19 protein-coding genes are annotated in these 17730 nt (G+C 68.1%); 12 read left to right on the top strand and 7 right to left on the bottom strand.

The window, feature by feature from the left end; genetic code table 11:
- Positions 1-297: 297 nt before the first annotated feature.
- Entirely contained in the window at positions 298-2427 is a 2130-nt protein-coding gene (locus tag ACQEVO_RS23550) for a RecQ family ATP-dependent DNA helicase (protein ID WP_432916945.1), read from the top strand.
- 154 nt (positions 2428-2581) lie between these two features.
- On the opposite strand, the gene ligD is transcribed toward ACQEVO_RS23550, so the two are convergent.
- Entirely contained in the window at positions 2582-3541 is a 960-nt protein-coding gene (ligD, locus tag ACQEVO_RS23545) for a non-homologous end-joining DNA ligase (protein ID WP_432916942.1), read from the bottom strand.
- A gap of 66 nt (positions 3542-3607) precedes the next feature.
- On the opposite strand from ligD, the gene ACQEVO_RS23540 reads away from it, so the two are divergent.
- Positions 3608-4048 (top strand): YdeI/OmpD-associated family protein, encoded by a 441-nt coding sequence (locus tag ACQEVO_RS23540; RefSeq protein ID WP_432916939.1) that lies wholly within the window; start codon positions 3608-3610, stop codon positions 4046-4048.
- Between the two features lie 162 nt (positions 4049-4210).
- On the opposite strand, the gene ACQEVO_RS23535 is transcribed toward ACQEVO_RS23540, so the two are convergent.
- The gene (locus ACQEVO_RS23535; RefSeq protein WP_432916936.1) at positions 4211-5080 is read right to left on the bottom strand and encodes a helix-turn-helix transcriptional regulator; all 870 of its coding nucleotides are present in this window, start codon (positions 5078-5080) and stop codon (positions 4211-4213) included.
- A 101-nt stretch (positions 5081-5181) separates the two neighbouring features.
- On the opposite strand from ACQEVO_RS23535, the gene ACQEVO_RS23530 reads away from it, so the two are divergent.
- Positions 5182-5937: an SDR family oxidoreductase gene (locus tag ACQEVO_RS23530; protein ID WP_432916933.1), complete on the top strand. Its 756-nt coding sequence runs from the start codon at positions 5182-5184 to the stop codon at positions 5935-5937.
- A gap of 133 nt (positions 5938-6070) precedes the next feature.
- Here ACQEVO_RS23530 and ACQEVO_RS23525 read toward each other — a convergent pair whose 3' ends face one another.
- Positions 6071-6619 carry a DoxX family protein gene (locus tag ACQEVO_RS23525; RefSeq protein WP_432916931.1) on the bottom strand — a complete coding sequence of 183 codons (549 nt, stop codon included), beginning with the start codon at positions 6617-6619 and terminating at the stop codon, positions 6071-6073.
- A 356-nt stretch (positions 6620-6975) separates the two neighbouring features.
- Between ACQEVO_RS23525 and ACQEVO_RS23520 the strand changes: the two genes are divergently transcribed.
- Positions 6976-7473 carry a hypothetical protein gene (locus ACQEVO_RS23520; RefSeq protein ID WP_432916929.1) on the top strand — a complete coding sequence of 166 codons (498 nt, stop codon included), beginning with the start codon at positions 6976-6978 and terminating at the stop codon, positions 7471-7473.
- On the opposite strand, the gene ACQEVO_RS23515 is transcribed toward ACQEVO_RS23520, so the two are convergent.
- Positions 7470-7988: a DUF4189 domain-containing protein gene (locus ACQEVO_RS23515; RefSeq protein ID WP_432916927.1), complete on the bottom strand. Its 519-nt coding sequence runs from the start codon at positions 7986-7988 to the stop codon at positions 7470-7472. The genes ACQEVO_RS23520 and ACQEVO_RS23515 overlap by 4 nt on opposite strands.
- A gap of 357 nt (positions 7989-8345) precedes the next feature.
- Between ACQEVO_RS23515 and ACQEVO_RS23510 the strand changes: the two genes are divergently transcribed.
- Complete coding sequence (locus tag ACQEVO_RS23510) at positions 8346-9179, top strand: hypothetical protein (protein ID WP_432916925.1); 834 nt, start codon at positions 8346-8348, stop codon at positions 9177-9179.
- A 40-nt stretch (positions 9180-9219) separates the two neighbouring features.
- Here ACQEVO_RS23510 and ACQEVO_RS23505 read toward each other — a convergent pair whose 3' ends face one another.
- The 3 genes from ACQEVO_RS23505 to ACQEVO_RS23495 form a co-directional block, all read right to left on the bottom strand.
- Positions 9220-10437 carry an RtcB family protein gene (locus tag ACQEVO_RS23505; protein ID WP_432916922.1) on the bottom strand — a complete coding sequence of 406 codons (1218 nt, stop codon included), beginning with the start codon at positions 10435-10437 and terminating at the stop codon, positions 9220-9222.
- A 163-nt stretch (positions 10438-10600) separates the two neighbouring features.
- Positions 10601-11041 carry a DMP19 family protein gene (locus tag ACQEVO_RS23500; protein ID WP_432916919.1) on the bottom strand — a complete coding sequence of 147 codons (441 nt, stop codon included), beginning with the start codon at positions 11039-11041 and terminating at the stop codon, positions 10601-10603.
- A gap of 54 nt (positions 11042-11095) precedes the next feature.
- Complete coding sequence (locus ACQEVO_RS23495) at positions 11096-11959, bottom strand: ribokinase (RefSeq protein WP_432916916.1); 864 nt, start codon at positions 11957-11959, stop codon at positions 11096-11098.
- Between the two features lie 64 nt (positions 11960-12023).
- Here ACQEVO_RS23495 and ACQEVO_RS23490 point away from each other — a divergent pair, with 64 nt between their 5' ends.
- The 7 genes from ACQEVO_RS23490 (at position 12024) to ACQEVO_RS23460 (ending at position 17708) form a co-directional block, all read left to right on the top strand.
- Entirely contained in the window at positions 12024-13289 is a 1266-nt protein-coding gene (locus ACQEVO_RS23490; protein WP_432916913.1) for a glutamate-5-semialdehyde dehydrogenase, read from the top strand.
- Positions 13290-13477: 188 nt separating this feature from the next.
- Complete coding sequence (locus ACQEVO_RS23485) at positions 13478-14371, top strand: AAA family ATPase (RefSeq protein ID WP_432916910.1); 894 nt, start codon at positions 13478-13480, stop codon at positions 14369-14371.
- Positions 14372-14373: 2 nt separating this feature from the next.
- Positions 14374-15780, top strand: coding sequence for a vWA domain-containing protein (locus ACQEVO_RS23480; protein WP_432916907.1), 1407 nt, complete (start codon positions 14374-14376; stop codon positions 15778-15780).
- A gap of 39 nt (positions 15781-15819) precedes the next feature.
- Positions 15820-16494, top strand: a complete 675-nt coding sequence (gene nadD / locus ACQEVO_RS23475) for a nicotinate-nucleotide adenylyltransferase (protein WP_432916904.1) — start codon at positions 15820-15822, stop codon at positions 16492-16494.
- Positions 16491-16895: a ribosome silencing factor gene (gene rsfS / locus ACQEVO_RS23470; protein ID WP_432916901.1), complete on the top strand. Its 405-nt coding sequence runs from the start codon at positions 16491-16493 to the stop codon at positions 16893-16895. Before nadD ends, rsfS begins: the two co-directional genes overlap by 4 nt.
- Positions 16892-17551, top strand: a complete 660-nt coding sequence (locus ACQEVO_RS23465; RefSeq protein ID WP_432916898.1) for a histidine phosphatase family protein — start codon at positions 16892-16894, stop codon at positions 17549-17551. Before rsfS ends, ACQEVO_RS23465 begins: the two co-directional genes overlap by 4 nt.
- A complete protein-coding gene (locus ACQEVO_RS23460) occupies positions 17541-17708 on the top strand; it encodes a hypothetical protein (protein ID WP_432916895.1) in 168 nt (55 codons plus the stop codon). Before ACQEVO_RS23465 ends, ACQEVO_RS23460 begins: the two co-directional genes overlap by 11 nt.
- Positions 17709-17730: the final 22 nt, after the last annotated feature.

Raw genomic sequence — 17730 nt, 5'->3', positions numbered from 1 at the left:
TGGGTAGCTGCGGTGCAGTTGCGAACGTGCGGGCCGGGAGATATCCGCCGGTGCGGTTCGTGATCCGGGGTCGTAGCAGGGGCCGCCTGTGAAAGCTGCCGACCGTGCGGCGGCGGGGGCAGACCGGGCGCTGTGCACCGGCGGCCGATGAATCGCGGCGGCGGCACTGTGGTGCGCCGGTCCGACGGTCGCGGGTGCCACCGGTAGCGGCTCTGCGCACCTGTGGGTCCGTGACGCGGCAGCGGCCGCGGGCCCGCCGGGGTAGCGGTGTCGGTGGGCTGGTGCAGGATGGGGCCTATGACGACCGCAGCGGGCAGCACAGTGGGCGAGGCCGGCGAAGTCGCCGGTGGGCTACGGCAGCGGGCGGAGGCGCTGCTGCGGGAGCTGGCGGGGCCGGGGGCGCGGTTGCGGGAGGACCAGTGGGTCGCGATCGAGGCGCTGGTGGTGGACAAACGCCGGGCGCTGGTGGTGCAGCGCACCGGGTGGGGGAAATCGGCGGTGTATTTCATCTCCGCGAAACTGCTGCGTGCGCAGGGCCGCGGGCCGACGGTGATCGTGTCGCCGCTGCTGGCGTTGATGCGTAACCAGGTGGCGGCCGCGCAGCGGGCCGGGGTGGTGGCGGCCACCATCAACTCCGGCAATGTCACCGAATGGGACGAGATCCACGAGCAGGTGGCGGCCGGGGCGGTCGATGTGCTGCTGGTGAGTCCCGAACGGCTCAACAACCCGGACTTCCGCGATCAGGTGCTGCCGCGGCTGGCGGCCGACGCCGGTCTCGTCGTCATCGACGAGGCGCATTGCGTCTCCGACTGGGGACACGATTTCCGGCCCGATTACCGGCGGATCCGCACCCTGATCGCCGATCTGGGCAGCGAGGTGCCGGTACTGGCCACCACCGCCACCGCCAACGACCGCGTGGTCACCGATGTCGCCGGCCAGATCGGTACCGACACCCTGGTGCTGCGTGGCAGCCTGGACCGCGAATCACTGCATCTGTCGGTGGTCCGGTTCGATGACGCGGTGGAACGCACCACCTGGCTCGGCGAGCAGCTCGACGAGCTGCCCGGTTCCGGCATCGTCTACACCCTCACCGTCGCCGGTGCGCACGACCTCGCCGATGTGCTCACCTCGCACGGTCACAAGGTCGCGGCCTACACCGGCCAGACCGATCCGGCCGAACGCGAAGCCCTCGAGACCGCGCTGCTGGACAACGAGGTCAAAGCCCTCATCGCCACCTCGGCTCTGGGTATGGGCTTCGACAAACCCGATCTCGGGTTCGTGGTGCACGTGGGGGCACCTTCCTCGCCCATCTCGTACTACCAGCAGGTCGGTCGCGCGGGCCGCGCCACCGAACGCGCCGAGGTGGTGTTGCTGCCCGGTCCCGAGGACACCCGGATCTGGAGCTATTTCGCCTCCGTCGCGTTCCCGCGCGAGCACGTGGTCCGCTCGGTTCTCGAAGCTCTCGACCACGATCGCCCGCAATCCACTGCCGCCCTCGAACCCCTGGTGGAGCTGAACCGGTCGCGGCTGGAGATGGTGCTGAAGGTGCTCGATGTCGACGGCGCGGTGCGCCGGGTGCGCGGCGGCTGGCTGTCCACCGGGCAGCCCTGGACCTACGATGCCGATCGTTACGAGCGTCTCGACGCGGCCCGCACCGCCGAACAGCAGGCGATGCTCGACTACCAGAGCACGGCCGGCTGCCGGATGGAGTTCCTGCGCCGTCAGCTCGACGATCCGGCTCTCACCGCCGCCGCCCCCGGCACCGGCGCCTGCGGCCGCTGCGACAACTGCACCGGCAACCCTCGCGACACCACCGTCGACACCGGCGCGGTCGCCGCGACCCGGGCTCGGCTGGACCGCCCCGGATTCGACCTCGCGCCCCGCAAACAGTGGCCGACCGGGATGGCCAAACTCGGCATCTCGCTCGCCGGGAAAATCACCGAGGGCGCCGAAACCGGACGCGTCCTGGGCCGGCTCAACTCCCTCGGCTGGGGCCGGCGGCTGCGTCCCCTTCTCGACGGACCCGACGGGCCGGTCCCCGACGAAGTGGTCCAGGCCTGTATCCCGGTGCTCCGCGAATGGGACTGGGCCGTCCGGCCCACCGCCGTTCTCGCCCTGGAATCACCGGACCACCCCGTACTCACCACCTCCCTGGCCGACCGCCTCGCCACCATCGGCCGCCTCCGCAACCTGGGAACCCTGCACCTGCGCCCCGACCACCCGCCGGTCTCGGCGGTGAATTCCGCGCATCGGGTCGCCGCCCTGTACGACTCGTGGGAGGTCCCCGATCTGTCCGCCGCCGACGGCCCGATCCTGCTCGTCGACACCCTCACCGATTCCGGCTGGACCTTCACCGTCGCAGCGTGGACCCTGCGCCGCGCGGGTGCCCCGGCGGTCCTACCGTTCGCCCTCGCCACCCCGACCTGATGGGTGAGGCCCGGCGGTCGTCCGGTCGGCTCCCGCCACGCCGCCCTGATGGGCGGGGTGGCGCACCACGGTCGTCCCGTTCGTCCTCGGCATCCGGTCCGGGAGGCGATCCGCTTCCCACGGCGTGCGCCGGGCGAGCCGGAACACCGGGCGGTCAGCTGTTCTCGTTGTCCTCGTCCAGGTCGACCTCGTCGCGGTCGGCCCGGTCGATCAGCTGCGCGAGGTCGAATACCGCATCGTCGATACCGGCGTGCAGATCGCCCAGTTCGCGGTAGCGGGCGGGGACGGTGGCGATGGTGAAATCGCGGGGATGGATATCCGGTATCTCGTCCCAGGTCACGGGTGTGGATACGGTGGCGGCGGGAACACCGCGCACCGAATAGGCGGCGGCGATGGTGTGGTCGCGGGCGTTCTGGTTGTAGTCGATGAACAGCAGTCCGGGGTCACGGTCGCGGCGCCACCAGGTGGTGGTCACCTCGTCGGGCACCCGGCGTTCCACTTCCTTCGCGAATGCCAGCGCCGCCCGGCGCACCTGCTGGAACCCGTGCTCCGGGGCGATCCGGACATACACGTGCAACCCTTTGCCACCGGACGTTTTCGGCCACCCCACCGCGCCGATCTCGTCGAGCACTTCGTGCACGACCCCGGCCACCCGCTGCACCCGCGACCACGGGCAGTCCGGCATCGGGTCCAGGTCTATCCGCCATTCGTCCGGGCTCTCGGTATCGGCCCGGCGCGAATTCCAGGGATGGAATTCCACCGTGGACATCTGCACCGCCCACACCACATCGGCGAGTTCCCGGACACAGAGTTCGTCGGCGTGCCGGTTGTAGCGCGGAAAGAACACCCGCACCGTGGGCACCCACTCGGGCGCTCCCGCCGGTAGCCGCTTCTGGTGCACTTTGTCGCCCGCGAGGCCCTTCGGGAAGCGGTGCAACATGCACGGCCGGTCGCGCAGCGCGTTGACGATCCCGTCGCCGACGCTCAGGTAGTACTGCACCAGATCCAGCTTGGTGGCGCCGGTTTCGGGGAAGTACACCCGGTCGGGGTTGGTGATGCGTACCTCGCGGTCGCCCACCGTCAGCTCCACCGCCGCACCCGTGCCGCTGCCCATACCCCGACCCTAACGGCCGCGACCCGTTTAAGCTGGCCGGGACGCGACGAGCCACGGAGGGCGGAGATGTTCACCTTCGACACCGTGATCGAACTCGGTGGTAAGACCGCCACCGATTTCCGGGTGCCCGCCCGGGTGGTCGACGAGCTGGGCAGTGGGAAGAAACCCAAGGTGGTGGTCGAGATCGGTGGCCACACCTATCGCAGTACGGTCGCGGTCTACGGCGGGGAGTACATGATCCCGCTGAACGCGGAGAACCGGAACGCGGCCGGAGTGTCGGCGGGTGAGACCGTGACGGTGGGCGTCGAACTCGATACGGCGGAACGCACTGTCACTGTGCCCGGCGATCTCGCCACCGCGCTGGCCGCTGTCCCGGGGGCGCGGGAAGCGTTCGACGCGTTGTCCTACAGCAAACGCCGTGCGCATGTGCTCGCGGTCGAATCCGCCAAACGCGCGGAAACCCGGGCCGGCCGGGTGGAGAAAGTCGTCGGTGAGCTTTCGGTTTGATCGGGCCCGGCGCTGCCGCAGCGATGCGTGTGCTCGCCGCCATTCTGCGCGGACCACTCCTACCCGCATTCCCGTCCCGGCGAGGGACGGCTCGAACCGGTCGGCGCCGTGTGGACAGGTCCGGTGATCGGCCGCCGGTACGGCGCCCGGACGTGGACGTTTCTACTGATCGGCGACGGTGCGGGCCGGGCGGGATTCGATCACCGGGGAGTTGTCGGTGATCAGACTGCCGAGCAGGGCGAGCGACCGTTCCGAGGACGACCCGGGTTCGGCGTGATAGGCGATGAGCAGCTGCCCCGGCGCCCCGCTCACCGCGAAACTCTCGTACGACAGCGTCAGCTCGCCCACCAGCTCGTTGTGGAACTGCTTGACACCCGAGGTTTTCGCCCGGACGTCGTGGCGCGCCCACAGCCGGCGGAATTCGTCGCTCTTGAGGGAGAGTTCGCCGACGAGTTCGGTCAGCCGGGGGTCGTCGAGGTCGGTACCCGCGGTGGCCCGCAGGCTCGCCACCGTATCCGCCGCGATCCCGGACCAGTTCGGGTACACGTCGCGAGCGCGGGGATCGAGGAAAACCATCCGCACCTGGTTCACCCCCGGAACCGAGCACGTGTTCACCGCAGCGGCCAGCGGGTTCGCGGCCAGCACGTCCAGATACCGGCCGAGTACCAGCGCCGGCGTATGGGACCACGCGTCCATCAGCCGCAGCAGGCCGGGCGTCACCCGTTCCGGGCGGCGCGGGGTGCGCGGGCGCGCCGCTGTGGGCCGTGCCAGTTCCCGCAGGTGCGCGGTGCCTTCGTCGTCCAGCGAGAAGACCCGCGCCAGCGCCGTGACGACCTGCTCGGACGGATGTTTGTCGCGCCCCTGTTCGAGCCGCACGTAGTAGTCGGCGCTCACGCCCGCGAGCATGGCGATCTCCTCGCGGCGTAAACCGGCGACCCGGCGCCGGCCGCCGCCCGGCAGTCCGAATTCTTCGGGGCGGACTAGTTCGCGGCGGGCCCGGAGGAATGCGCCCAGACGGTTGTCCGAAGTCATGCTTTCAGCGTAGGTGCGGGCCGGAAGGCCTGGGTGGCCCCGTGACTACCAGGAAATCCGCGACCTGGTAGCGGCCGGTTCCGGAGCCGACTGTTGTGGACATGACGAACAACGAAAATCTGAACGGCCGGGTCGCGGTGGTCACCGGAGCTTCCAGCGGGATCGGCGCCGCCACCGCGCGGCGCTTGGCCGCGGACGGCGCGAAGGTGGCGCTGCTGGGCCGGCGGAAAGAGCGGATCGAAGAACTGGCGGCCGAGATCGGCGGTGACGCGGTCGCGGTGGTCGCCGATGTGGCCGATCGGGATTCCGTCCGCGACGCGGCTGCCACCATCCGGGCGGCACTCGGGCCGGTGGACCTGGTGGTGGCGAATGCGGGCGTGATGCTCGGGGCGCCGTTCGAATCGGCGGAGGTGGGGGAATGGGAGCAGATGGTCGGGACCAATGTCACCGGCCTGCTGTACACGGCACGGGCATTCATCGACGACCTGCTGGCCGCGGCGAGCGACGGCCGCCGGGCGGATCTGGTGCTGGTGGGGTCGATCGGCGGGCATACGGTGTTCCCCGAATACGCCGTCTACTGCGCCACCAAGGCCGCGGTCGCGCATCTGACCCGGAACATGCGGGCGGAATACGGGCCGCGGGGCGTGCGGGTGAAGAATATCGAACCCGGTTTCGTGGGAACCGAACTCGGTGCCGGGATGAGCTGGGCGGCGCAACGCGCCCAGTTGGACGAGTGGCGTGAGTCGATGACGATCCTGGAACCCGGGGATATCGCCGACGCCATCGCCTTCGCGACCTCGGTGCCGGCGCGGCTCAATATCGCCGAACTGATTCTCGTGCCGACTCCGCAGGGCTGATAGTCGTTGTGGTGCGGGCCTTTCCGCGATCCGGCGCCGGCCCGCACCCATGGCCGGCGAGGACGCCGGGCGGTCCTGCCCCGGCCCGAGCCGCGCCGAGGCAGGACCGCCCGCACCGTGGCGGCGGCGGAATTCAGCGTCCGCCCGGTTGCGCGGTGCTGCCCAGGCCGGCGACTGCGGGCGCGCCGGACTCTTCGCGGCCGGGGCGTATCGCGGGCAGCGCTTGCGCAATCCACAGTGCGACAGCGAAGTACACGATCTGTTCCGGGATCCGGAACCACAGCGGTGTGGGCGGTTCGCCGTTGAGCGGGATGTCCTCGAGCGCCGCGTAGATATTGGCCGGGACCATCACGACCAGCAGCGCGGCGAGTCCGATCCCGGCCCAGCGGCGGGTCGCGGCGAAGAGCAGGCCGGCGGCGCCTGCCAATTCCAGCACCCCTGTCGCGTACACGGCGAACGCCGGGAACGGGATGGCGGTGGGCACCATCGCGACCAGATCGCTGTGGCTGGGCATAACGGTCACCGAATCGGGCATGAAATGCGCCAGCCCGGTCATGGTGAACAAGAACGCCAGGCCGTGGGCGGCGGCGACGCGCCAGGTGGCGAACCGGCGGACGCCGAAAACACCGAGCAGGCGCAGGACGAGTGCGGGGACGACGAAAAGCATCAGGGTGTCGAACATGGCGGTTCCTCGGAGGCAGGTGGTCCGTCAGGGCGGAGCATGGACGAGAGTTGTGGTTATCGAATGATTACTAAATGTAGGCATTCGATGATAACTAGTCAAGAGGCCGGTTCGGCGGGTGCTGCGCCGGAGCTCGGGCACGAGGGCGCACGGTTCACCCCCGGCCCGCCACACGGATGGACACGGGGCTGCCGGAACCGCGAGTTGGGTGACAATTCCGCGGCGTGCGGTGGCGCGTTCGTGTCACGGCAGGGCAAGTCCGCGAGTCTCGATATGAAAGGGTTCGGTGCGGCCGTTTCTGCGGCAGCGGCAAGGGCTGCGTGAGAGCGCGCCGGACGTCCCGGAGGGAGTGGTGGATGACCGATCTCGTCGAGCAACAGACCGCAGGGCCGCCACCGGAGGCCGCACGCCGTATCACCCGCGGGCTGTGGTCGCCGGTCGCCGCCTCGCTCGTCGCGCTGGTGCTCACGCCGGTGGCGGTCGGCATCGCCGCGAACGGCGCCGTCCTGGCCGGACGGTGGTGGGACGGCGTCGACCGCTGGCTCGCCCCGGCCCAGTCGGTGCTCGGGGCGATGCTGCTGTTGGTGGTTGCGTCCCTCGCGGTCTACGTGCCGGCGGCGGCGATGATCGCGGGAGCGGTGTGGGGGATCGTGCCCGGCGTAGTCCACATCGCGGCCCCGGACGACAGCTACCGGATGCTCTCCGCGGTGCCCGGCCTGCCCGTCGACCTGGTGCGCGCCTTGCACAGCTGGCTGTCGGGCGGGGTGGTGCTGTTGTTCGGTGTGCTGCTGTTCGGCGCCGGGCTCACCGCCGCGCTGCTCCGCCGCCGGCTCGCCCCGGACGGAAGAAGCTAATCCGCGGCGGCGGTATCGGTGCAGGCGGACAGGATGACCCGGGCCGGACGCGGTGACGCGCTGCCCACATCCGGGAACGGCGGCGCGCTCATCCCGAGCACGTCGACCGCCCGGCGCTCGGCACCCGCACGACCGGCATCCCAGGCCCATCCGAAGCGGTAATCCGCGCCCTGCGCGACCGCCCCGCACGCATTGGCGAAATGGACCACCACCTGGCAGTCGGTGACTCCGCATTTGGCGACGGCAGCGTTGTCGGCAGCTGCCGAGCTTCCGTAGTTCACGGCGGATGCGACCGTTGCGGTGCTCTGCGAAATGGCCAGCGCCCCATAGAGATTACCGTCGACCGCCGAGAAGTCGCCGTCGATCGAGACGACCCGATACCCGGTGGCCTGGGTGATCGCGACCCCGCTCGCCGCGGCACCGGCCGGACCGGCCATGACAAAAGTGATTGCGGTAGCGCACGTTACGCCGGCCACCCCGGCCAGCGCGCGCGACAAACGCCGCGGCAAAATCATCGAATCTCCCCGGTTCAGAATCAGTTCTCCGGCCGATTGTTGCCGATGCTGCGCGAAGTGTCCAGGAGATAAAGGGGTTCACTCGCCGACCCGCTGCTGGGCATTGCGGCCTGGGAGGTCGTCGGCGCCGGCGGTCATGGTTCCAGGCTTCCGGGGTGAGGGCCGACGACCGCCTGCTCGTGGCACTTACCAATATGCGCAGTTGGCGTATATGTGTCGTGGAATCCCGTGGCTTGCCAGCGTCAATCTATTTTGGAGAGAGTAGGTGCGCGTCCTAACTGGCTGTTCGCGTGCCTGCTCATTGCCTGCCGAATGGCATAGAAACCGTCGCCCGATCAGGGATCGAAGGAACTGCTGATGTCCGTGCTGGATCCTGTGCTACCTGCCGTGGCATATGCGATTGGACTTTTTCAAGCCGATGGCTCTCATGAAGGGAGCGTTGAGGGTAAGGGGCGTATATCGCTGGAACTTGCGATTCGCGATCAGAAGATCTTGCTGCGTTTGTCAAAAACTCTTCCTTGCTATGTGTCGATTGGATACAGAACGCGGAATACCAACTTCGCAGAGGAGTATCACAGTGCGGTTTTGCGTCTCTATGATCGTGATATAAGACGCCAGTTCGCGAACTTTGGTGTCACGGTCGGCCGGAAGTCAGAAACAATTCGGCCGCCCGATTGTCCGTTCGCTGAGCCAGACTATGTGCGAGGTCTGCTGGATGGTGATGGGTCTGTCGGGTTCACAAGGAAGGGGGAGCCGTTCGTCGGGTTCGTTACAGTGAGTGAAGCCTCCGCTGATTATTACTGCCAGATGGTCCGGAGGGTTTGTGGCGTAACGAGGACCCCGGGGCGTAACCAGAGGGATGGCTCTTTCAATATTGTTCTGCTGAATCAGGCTGCAGCCCAGTTGGCTCAATGGGCATGGTACTCGCCTGACGTGCTGGGTATCGAAAGAAAACTTGTCTCGGCCAGGAAGGTCGCGGCCTGGGCGCCGCCGAGTGAGAAGGCCGGACGATACGGCGCCGCTAGGGCCCCATGGACTGCGGCGGACGACCAGATCGTCATGACTCACAGACAGTCAGAAGCGGCGCAGATATTAGGGCGCACGATTTCCAGCGTTTCCGTGCGCCGGTGGCGTCTGCGGAAGTTGGAAACTTTGTCGGATGCTGCCGGTGTTGTTGGTTCGGCTGACTAAAGGCCAAAGGGTGGAGCCAATGAATTGGCTCCACCCTTGGTCAGCCCTTCACACACAGCACTTGGCGCAGGGTTGCTACCACATCTACCAGGTCCCGCTGGGCTTCAATGACCTCGTCGATATTTTTGTAGGCGGCCGGGATCTCATCCAGTACGCCTGCGTCCTTGCGTGACTCCACACCCTCCGTCTGGGCCACGAGATCCGCAACGCTGAACTGCCGCTTGGCGGCGTTGCGGCTCATTCGCCGGCCCGCGCCGTGCGACGCGGACTGGAAGGATTCGGGGTTGCCTTTACCGCGTACCACATACGAGCGGGTACCCATCGAACCCGGGATGAGCGCCATATCGCCTTCTCCGGCTCGTACGGCACCTTTGCGGGTTACGAGCATCGGGACGCCGTCGATCGTTTCCTCCGACACGTAATTGTGGTGGCATGACACCGGAGTATCGAACCGGACCTCCCGGGTGGGGAACTGCTTGCGCACCGCCTCGCACACCAGCGCCAGCATGACCGCGCGGTTGCGGGCCGCGTACTCCTGCGCCCAGGTCAGGTCGTGCCGGTAGGCCGCCATTTCCGGGGTGTTCGCCAGGAACACCGCCAGATCGCGATCGACCAGATTCTGGTTGTGCGGGAGTTTGCGGGCCACCGCCATATGCCGCTCGGCAATCTCCTTGCCGATATTGCGGCTGCCTGAGTGCAGCAGGATCCACACCTGGTCGTCCTGGTCCAAGCAGACCTCGATGAAATGGTTCCCTGAACCCAGCGAACCCATCTGCTTGTGCGCCTTGGATTCCCGCGGTGCCACCGTCTGATCGAGGTCGTTGAACGCCGACCAGAACCGGTCCCAGCCGGTCCGCAAGGTCGGGGTGGCGACGCCGGACCGCCCTGGTGCCAGCTTGTTCACCTGCACGGGATTCTGGTGGGCGCCGAAGCCCACGGGGACCGCTGCTTCGATCGCCGACCGCAGCGCCCGCAGGTCGTCGGGCAGATCGGCCGCGGTGAGATCGGTGCGTACGCTCTCCATACCGCAGCCGATATCGACCCCGACCGCCGCGGGGGCGACCGCATCGCGCATGGCGATCACCGAACCGACCGTGGCGCCTTTCCCGAGGTGCACATCCGGCATGACCCGGACGCCGTGCACCCATTCCAGCCGGGCGATATTGCGCAGCTGTTGCAGCGCCGCCGCATCGATCTCGCTCTCGTGGGCCCACATCAACGTCCGTGCCCGGGTACCGGACAGCTCGACGGGAAACATTTCTCGGTCCTTCCGTATGCGACGGACCGTTGTCCGTCGCCTTACTTCACGGTAGGCCGTGTGCCGTAGGCGGGGCACCCGATTTTCGAGGCGCCGGGCTGCCCGGATCGGCAGGCCGAGGCCGGTGTCACGTCCCGCCTCGCAGCGCGCGAAACGAGCATGGTCAGAGCCGGGCTTCCGCGTAATCGAGGAACTCGGCGATCTCGTCGGCGAAGCCGGTCTCACCGCGGAGGTATTCGATACTGACCATTGTCAGGTCCTGGCCGAGCTCGGTCGGTGCGGTGATGTCGGTCAGAAAATCGTGGTAATCATCCAGATTCTCGGCGCAGCGCGTCGCGGCCCGTACATAGAAGGACAACGCAACCGGCGCATTCACCGTGCGCAGCATGCCGTCCAGTTGTTCCAGCAGCCCTTCTTCCGCCTGATTGCCCACATTGAAGATCAGCTGTCCGAAGCCGCCGTTGTTCACCTCGTAATCGAAAAGCGCGGCCAGAACGGTGAGGTAGGCGAGATCCCATGTCGATTCGTCCAGTTCGTCGGAATCGGCCATGAGTTGCTGTGCCCGTTGGGCCAGCGTCTGCAGCCGGTCGTTGTACACGCTCATTCCGGCCAGCGTAAGTGATCGGAAGGCGGGTGGCTTCCTGGCCGTGGAGCGGATTCAGCCGGGGAGGACAGCGTCGATTTCGGTGCGCCACGGGATCGAGGCACTGGCGCCGAGCGCGGTGGTGGCCAGCGAACCCGCGGTGCAGGCGAAGCGTAATGCGGTGGCCGGCCCCTGCCCCCAATGCACGGCGAGTGCTCCGGTGAACGTGTCGCCCGCGCCGGTTGTATCGACGACCTCGACCGTAGGTCCCGTGGCGGTGGTTTCCGCGCCGTCGGGTCCGCGGTGGCGGGCGCCGTGCGCGCCGAGCGTGACTACCACGTGCGGCACCCGGTCGAGCAGTCCGCCCAACTGTCCGGCCTCGCCCGTGTTCACCACGGCGACGTCCACGTGCTCCCACAGCTCCTCGGAAAGATGCTGGACCGGTGACGGATTGAGGATCACGGTGGTGTCGTGGGCACGCGCATGGCGGGCGGCGGCCGTCACGGTCTCGAGTGGTATCTCGAGCTGGCAGACGAGGATATCGGCTGCGGCGATGGCGGTGCGGTCGGCGTCGGTCAGCTCGGTCATCGCGGTGTTGGCACCGCCGACCACGATGATCGTGTTCTCCCCGGTGTCGTCGACGACGATCGTCGCGATCCCGCTCGGGCCGTCGATCGTGCGCAGCCCGGTGGTGTCGACGAGGGATTCGGTGAGTACGGCGCGCAGCCGCGGGGCGAAGACATCGGTGCCGATCGCGCCCAGGAACATCGTCTGCCCGCCGGCCCGGCTCGCCGCGATCGCCTGATTTGCGCCCTTCCCGCCGGGCACCATCGCGAAGCCGCGGCCGAGCACCGTCTCGCCCGGTGCGGGGCGGGTCGCGGTGGTGGTCACCAGGTCCATATTGATGCTGCCGAGGACGGCGATCAGTGGCGTGGTCACAGAGAGAACGTAACGCGCGAACGCCCGTGAAATCCGGTTTTCCCGGTGCGTAGGCTATATACCTATGACCGCAGAGACCACCGCTGAGTTCGATATGCGCGAGGCTGTGCACGAGGCCGCGCGCCGGGCCCGGGTCGCGTCCCGGGTGCTCGCCCAGCTCACCACGGCCCAGAAGAACGAGGCCCTGCACGCCGCGGCCGACGCCCTGCTGGCCGCCGCGGATACGGTGCTGGAGGCCAACGGCGAGGACCTGGTGGCCGCGAAATCGGCCGGGACCGAGGATTCGCTGCTGGACCGGCTGCGGCTCACCAAGGACCGGGTGGACGGTATCGCGTCGGGTCTGCGCCAGGTGGCCGCCCTGCCCGACCCGGTGGGCGTGGTGGAACGCGGGTCGACGCTGCCCAACGGGCTCGAGATCCGGCAGGTCCGGGTGCCGCTCGGGGTAGTCGGCATGGTGTACGAGGCCCGGCCGAACGTCACCGTGGACGCTTTCGGGCTGGCGCTGAAATCGGGGAACGCGGCGCTGCTGCGCGGGTCGTCGTCGGCGGCGCGGTCGAACGCGGCGCTGGTTGCGGTGCTGCGGTCGGCGCTCACCGGGGTGGGCCTCCCTGCCGACGCCGTCCAGCTGCTGCCCAGCGAGGACCGTTCCAGCGTGACCCACCTGATCCAGGCCCGCGGCCTGGTCGATGTGGTGATCCCGCGCGGTGGCGCCGGCCTGATCAACGCGGTGGTGCGCGATGCCCAGGTCCCGACCATCGAAACCGGCACCGGCAACTGCCACGTCTACGTGCACTCCGGCGCCGACCTGGACATGGCGGAAGAGATCCTGATCAACGCGAAGACCCGGCGGCCCAGCGTGTGCAATACCGCCGAAACGGTGCTGATCGACGCCGCCATCGCCGATACCGCCCTGCCGCGCCTGAGCAAAGCGCTGGCCGACAAGGGTGTCACCCTGCACGGCGACCTCGACGGTATGGTCCCGGCCACGGACAAGGATTGGGCCGAGGAGTACCTGTCCCTCGATATCGCGGTGAAAATCGTCGACGATCTCGACGCCGCCGTCGACCACATCAACACCTGGGGCACCGGCCACACCGAGGCCATCGTCACCGGCGAACTGGCCGCGGCCGACGAATTCTCCCGCCGGGTGGACGCCGCAGCGGTCATGGTCAACGCCTCCACGGCCTTCACCGACGGCGAACAGTTCGGATTCGGCGCCGAAATCGGTATCTCGACGCAGAAGCTGCATGCCCGCGGGCCCATGGGGCTGCCGGAACTCACCTCCTCGAAGTGGGTCGTCCGCGGTTCGGGTCAGATCCGGCCCGTGTAGCGCTGCGCCGTCCAGGCCGACGAGGGAGCGAGTCGCGCCTCCGGTTCTTCGCCGCGTCGTAATCCAGGCCGGTCGGCTTTGGACCGGCGCGCACGGTGGTGAGCTGGGTCTCTTGGCCGCGGGGGACGAGGCCCGCTGAGCAGGCGCCCGGTAGCGTGGGATGGGCAGAGTTCGACGGAAGGACGCCCATGGAGCCCGCGAGTTCCCCCATCCCGCCGGTTCAGGAGCCGATCTTCGCGTCGGTCGATGATGTGCAGGCCCGCCTCGCCGAAACCGGCTATCTGGCCGACAAGGCGACCGCTACCTCGGTTTTCCTCGCCGATCGGCTCGGCAAGCCGCTGCTCATCGAGGGGCCCGCGGGCGTCGGTAAAACCGAGCTGGCGCGGGCGGTCGCGCAGACCTCGGGGGCGGAACTGGTGCGCCTGCAGTGCTACGAGGGTGTGGACGAGGCGCGGGCGCTGTACGAGTGGAATCACGCCAAGCAGATTCTGCGTATCCAGGCGGCCGGGGAGAACGACTGGGCCGATACCAAGGCCGATGTGTTCACCGAGGAGTTCCTGCTGTCGCGGCCGCTGCTCACCGCGATCCGGCGGACCGATCCGACCGTGCTGCTCATCGACGAAACCGATAAAGCCGATGTGGAGATCGAGGGGCTGCTGCTCGAGGTACTCAGCGATTTCGCGGTCACCGTGCCGGAACTGGGCACCATCACCGCCGACCGCAAACCGTTCGTGGTCCTCACCTCCAACGCGACCCGGGAACTGTCGGAGGCGCTGAAACGGCGCTGCCTGTACCTGCACCTCGATTTCCCGGACGAAGACCTGGAGCGGCGCATCCTGGCCAGCCGGGTTCCGGAACTGCCGCAGGCGGTGGCGGCGCAGCTGGTGCGGGTCGTGCACGTCCTGCGCGGAATGCAGTTGAAGAAACTGCCCTCGGTGGCCGAATCGATCGACTGGGCGCGCACGCTGCTCGCGCTGGGCCATACCGAACTCGACGATTCGACGGTGCGCGAAACCCTCGGGGTCGTGCTCAAACACCGCAGTGACCACCAGCGCGCGCTGGCCGAGCTGAAACCGGCCTGATCATGGCGGTCACCGAGGACCGGCCCTTGGCCCCGCACGGTCTGCCGGGGCATCTGGTGGGGTTCGTGGAGGCGCTGCGGGCGCGCGGGATCCCGGTGGGTCCCTCGGAAACGGTGGATGCGGGCCGGGTGCTGTCCGTGCTCGACCTCATGGACCGGGAAGCCGTCCGGGAGGGTCTGGCCTGCGCGCTGTTGCGGCGCACCACCCATCGCGCCACCTACGACGGCCTGTTCGACCTCTGGTTCCCGATCGCGATCGGACAGCGCGACGCCGCCGCGGAGATCGAACTGCCGTACCGGGACGACGGCCGGCTGGATGTCCCCGAGTTGCGCCGCATGCTGGCCGAAATGCTCGCCGACGAGAACTCCGGCGCCGCGCAGGCGCTGATGGCCGCTCAGCTGGTGGAACAACTCGGGCAGTACCAGTCCGCGCGCGGCGCGTCGTTCTCGTCGTATCAGGCGCTCAAGGAGATCCAGCCGCAGACGCTGCTCGCGCAGATCCTGGCCGGGATGACGACGCCGGGGATGAGTGATTTCGATACCGAGATCGCGCGGCGGACGGCGCGCGGCCGGATCGAGAACTTCCGCCGGACCGTGGAGGCCGAGACCCGGCGGCGGGTGGCCGAAAAAATCGGCCGGGAGCGGGTGGCTTCGTACGGGGTCGCGCGGCAGGCCGAAGACGTGGATTTCCTGCGCGCCTCGCAGTCCGAGCTGGCCGAACTGAAACGCAGTACCCAGCGGCTCGCGCGGATCCTGGCCTCCCGGCTGGCGGTGCGCCGGCGGCACGCCAAACGCGGCGAGATCGACCTGCGGAAAACGCTGCGCAAATCCATGTCGACCGGCGGTGTCCCGATCGACCTGGTGAACCGCAAACCGCGGCCCGGGCGCCCGGAGCTGGTGCTGCTGTGCGATGTCTCCGGATCGGTCGCCGGGTTCAGCAATTTCACGTTGCTGCTGGTGAGCGCGCTGCGGGAGCAGTTCTCGAAGGTCCGGATCTTCGCCTTCGTCGATCACACCGACGAGGTGACGCGATTCTTCGACCCGCACACCCAGCTCGACGAAGCCATGCAGCGGATCTTCGCCGAGGCCGATATCGTCGGCTTCAACGGCCACTCCGACTACGGCAGCGCGCTCACCAGCTTCGCCGAGGACTTCCCGGACGCGGTCACCAGCCGCAGCGCACTGCTGATCCTCGGGGACGCCCGCACCAACTACCGCGACCCGGAACTGGCCACCCTGTCCGACCTGGTCACCGTCGCCAAGCACGCGCACTGGCTGAACCCCGAACCGCGCCAGAACTGGGGGTCCGGTGATTCCGCCGCCGACCGCTACCAGCAGGTCATCGAAATGCACGAATGCCGGTCCGCGTCCCAGCTCACGGCCGTGGTCTCGCGGTTGCTGCCGGTCTGACCGGACCCCGCCACGACCACCCCGTTAAGCTCGACACTCATGCGTGGAACAGGCCGGCCCGGACCCAAGCTGGGGGTGATGGGTGGCACCTTCGATCCCATCCACCACGGGCACCTGGTCGCGGCCAGCGAGGTCGCGCACCGGTTCGACCTCGACGAGGTCGTTTTCGTCCCGACCGGCCAGCCCTGGCAGAAGTCCGGCCGGCAGGTCAGCCCGGCCGAGGATCGCTACCTGATGACGGTGATCGCCACCGCCTCCAACCCGCGGTTCTCGGTGAGCCGGGCCGACGTCGACCGCAGCAAGATGACCTACACGGTCGACACCCTGCGCGACCTGCACGCCCAGCATCCGGGCGCCGAGCTCTACTTCATCACCGGGGCGGACGCGCTGGCCAGCATCCTCACCTGGCAGGATTGGGCGGAACTGTTCGAGCTGGCGAAATTCGTGGGCGTCAGCCGGCCGGGATACGAGCTGAACATCGACCATCTCGCCGAGCATCTGCGGGGGATGCCCGACGACGCGGTGACGATGATCGAGGTCCCCGCGCTGGCCATCTCGTCGAGCGAATGCCGCCGGCGCGCGGCCGAGGGCCGCCCCGTGTGGTACCTGGTGCCGGACGGGGTCGTGCAATACATATCGAAACGGCACCTGTACGTGCCGGCGCAAGCGGAAGGTAATGGAAGCGTGAACCAGGCATCAGGGGGTACCACATGACTGCGACAGCGGAGGCTGTGCAGATGGCGACCGTCGCCGCGTTGGCCGCGGACGAGAAACTGGCCGCCGATGTGGTGGTGCTCGACGTCTCCGAGCAGTTGGTGATCACCGACTGCTTCGTGATCGCTTCGGCGCCGAACGAGCGCCAGGTGAACGCCATCGTCGATAATGTCGAAGAGAAACTGCGCGCGGCCGGGCACAAACCCGTTCGCCGGGAAGGAACCCGCGAGGGCCGCTGGGCGCTCTTGGACTATGTCGATGTGGTGGTGCATATCCAGCACAACGACGAACGTAATTTCTATGCGCTGGAACGGCTGTGGAAAGACTGCCCCGTCGTTCCGGTCGAGGGGATCGGTGCGCCACCGGCCGCCGATGAGGAAAGTGCTGGAGATACCGAGTGACACGAAATACCGGTGTGCGCACCCTGATCCTGTTGCGCCACGGGCAAACCGAATGGAACGCCAACGACCGGATGCAGGGACAGATCGATACCGATCTGACCGATCTGGGCCGGCGGCAGGCCAAGGAGGCCGCGCGGGAACTGGTGTCCCACAAGGCGATCGGCCTCATCTCCTCCGATCTGAAACGTGCCTACGAAACCGCGCAGGCGCTGGCGGAGCATTCCGGCCTGGAGGTGATCCGGGAGCCGCGGTTGCGGGAAACCCACCTCGGTGACTGGCAGGGGATGGGTGATGTCGAGGTCGATTCGCAGTATCCGGGCGCGCGCCTGGAATGGCGGATGGACGCCACCTACACCCCGCCCGGCGGCGAATCCAAGCTCGAGGTCGGTGCCCGGGCGCTGCCCGTGGTGCAGGAATTGTTCGCCGAGCGGCGGGATTGGCCGGGCGCCACTATGATTCTCGTGGCGCACGGCGGGCTGATCGCCGCGCTCACGGCCGCGCTGCTCGACCTGCCGCCCCGGAACTGGCCTGCCCTCGGTGGCCTGGCCAACGCCAGTTGGGTGCAGCTGAGCAGTCACGGTCCGAGCATCGAGAAGCCCGGCTGGCGTCTCGATGTGTGGAACGCAGCGGCGAAAGTAGCACCCGATGTCATCTGAAGACCTGAACCGGCAGATTCCGGACGAACTGTTCCAGCGGGTTTCCGCGAAACCGGAACGCGCGCTACCCGATGCGCTGTTCGGCCCCGCGACCCCGCCGGGGCAGGACGAGAACGCCGAGGACACCGACGGCGACGAGATGCGGAAGGCAGTCTGATCATCAGGAGGGTTGCGCAGTG

Source organism: Nocardia sp. CA-290969 (assembly GCF_050936135.1).
In the GTDB taxonomy this organism is placed as follows: domain Bacteria; phylum Actinomycetota; class Actinomycetes; order Mycobacteriales; family Mycobacteriaceae; genus Nocardia.
The sequence above is the reverse complement of the archived record's forward strand: the minus strand, read 5'-3'. Positions and strand labels throughout refer to the sequence as shown.

Coding starts and splice junctions, on each gene's coding strand:
- ACQEVO_RS23460 (WP_432916895.1), top strand. CDS start 17,541: ATGTCATCTGAAGACCTGAACCGGCAGATTCCGGACGAACTGTTCCAG.
- ACQEVO_RS23550 (WP_432916945.1), top strand. CDS start 298: ATGACGACCGCAGCGGGCAGCACAGTGGGCGAGGCCGGCGAAGTCGCC.
- ACQEVO_RS23485 (WP_432916910.1), top strand. CDS start 13,478: ATGGAGCCCGCGAGTTCCCCCATCCCGCCGGTTCAGGAGCCGATCTTC.
- ligD (WP_432916942.1), bottom strand. CDS start 3,541: ATGGGCAGCGGCACGGGTGCGGCGGTGGAGCTGACGGTGGGCGACCGC.
- ACQEVO_RS23490 (WP_432916913.1), top strand. CDS start 12,024: ATGACCGCAGAGACCACCGCTGAGTTCGATATGCGCGAGGCTGTGCAC.
- ACQEVO_RS23540 (WP_432916939.1), top strand. CDS start 3,608: ATGTTCACCTTCGACACCGTGATCGAACTCGGTGGTAAGACCGCCACC.
- ACQEVO_RS23510 (WP_432916925.1), top strand. CDS start 8,346: ATGTCCGTGCTGGATCCTGTGCTACCTGCCGTGGCATATGCGATTGGA.
- ACQEVO_RS23515 (WP_432916927.1), bottom strand. CDS start 7,988: ATGATTTTGCCGCGGCGTTTGTCGCGCGCGCTGGCCGGGGTGGCCGGC.
- ACQEVO_RS23520 (WP_432916929.1), top strand. CDS start 6,976: ATGACCGATCTCGTCGAGCAACAGACCGCAGGGCCGCCACCGGAGGCC.
- ACQEVO_RS23535 (WP_432916936.1), bottom strand. CDS start 5,080: ATGACTTCGGACAACCGTCTGGGCGCATTCCTCCGGGCCCGCCGCGAA.
- ACQEVO_RS23480 (WP_432916907.1), top strand. CDS start 14,374: ATGGCGGTCACCGAGGACCGGCCCTTGGCCCCGCACGGTCTGCCGGGG.
- ACQEVO_RS23505 (WP_432916922.1), bottom strand. CDS start 10,437: ATGTTTCCCGTCGAGCTGTCCGGTACCCGGGCACGGACGTTGATGTGG.
- nadD (WP_432916904.1), top strand. CDS start 15,820: ATGCGTGGAACAGGCCGGCCCGGACCCAAGCTGGGGGTGATGGGTGGC.
- rsfS (WP_432916901.1), top strand. CDS start 16,491: ATGACTGCGACAGCGGAGGCTGTGCAGATGGCGACCGTCGCCGCGTTG.
- ACQEVO_RS23530 (WP_432916933.1), top strand. CDS start 5,182: ATGACGAACAACGAAAATCTGAACGGCCGGGTCGCGGTGGTCACCGGA.
- ACQEVO_RS23500 (WP_432916919.1), bottom strand. CDS start 11,041: ATGAGCGTGTACAACGACCGGCTGCAGACGCTGGCCCAACGGGCACAG.
- ACQEVO_RS23525 (WP_432916931.1), bottom strand. CDS start 6,619: ATGTTCGACACCCTGATGCTTTTCGTCGTCCCCGCACTCGTCCTGCGC.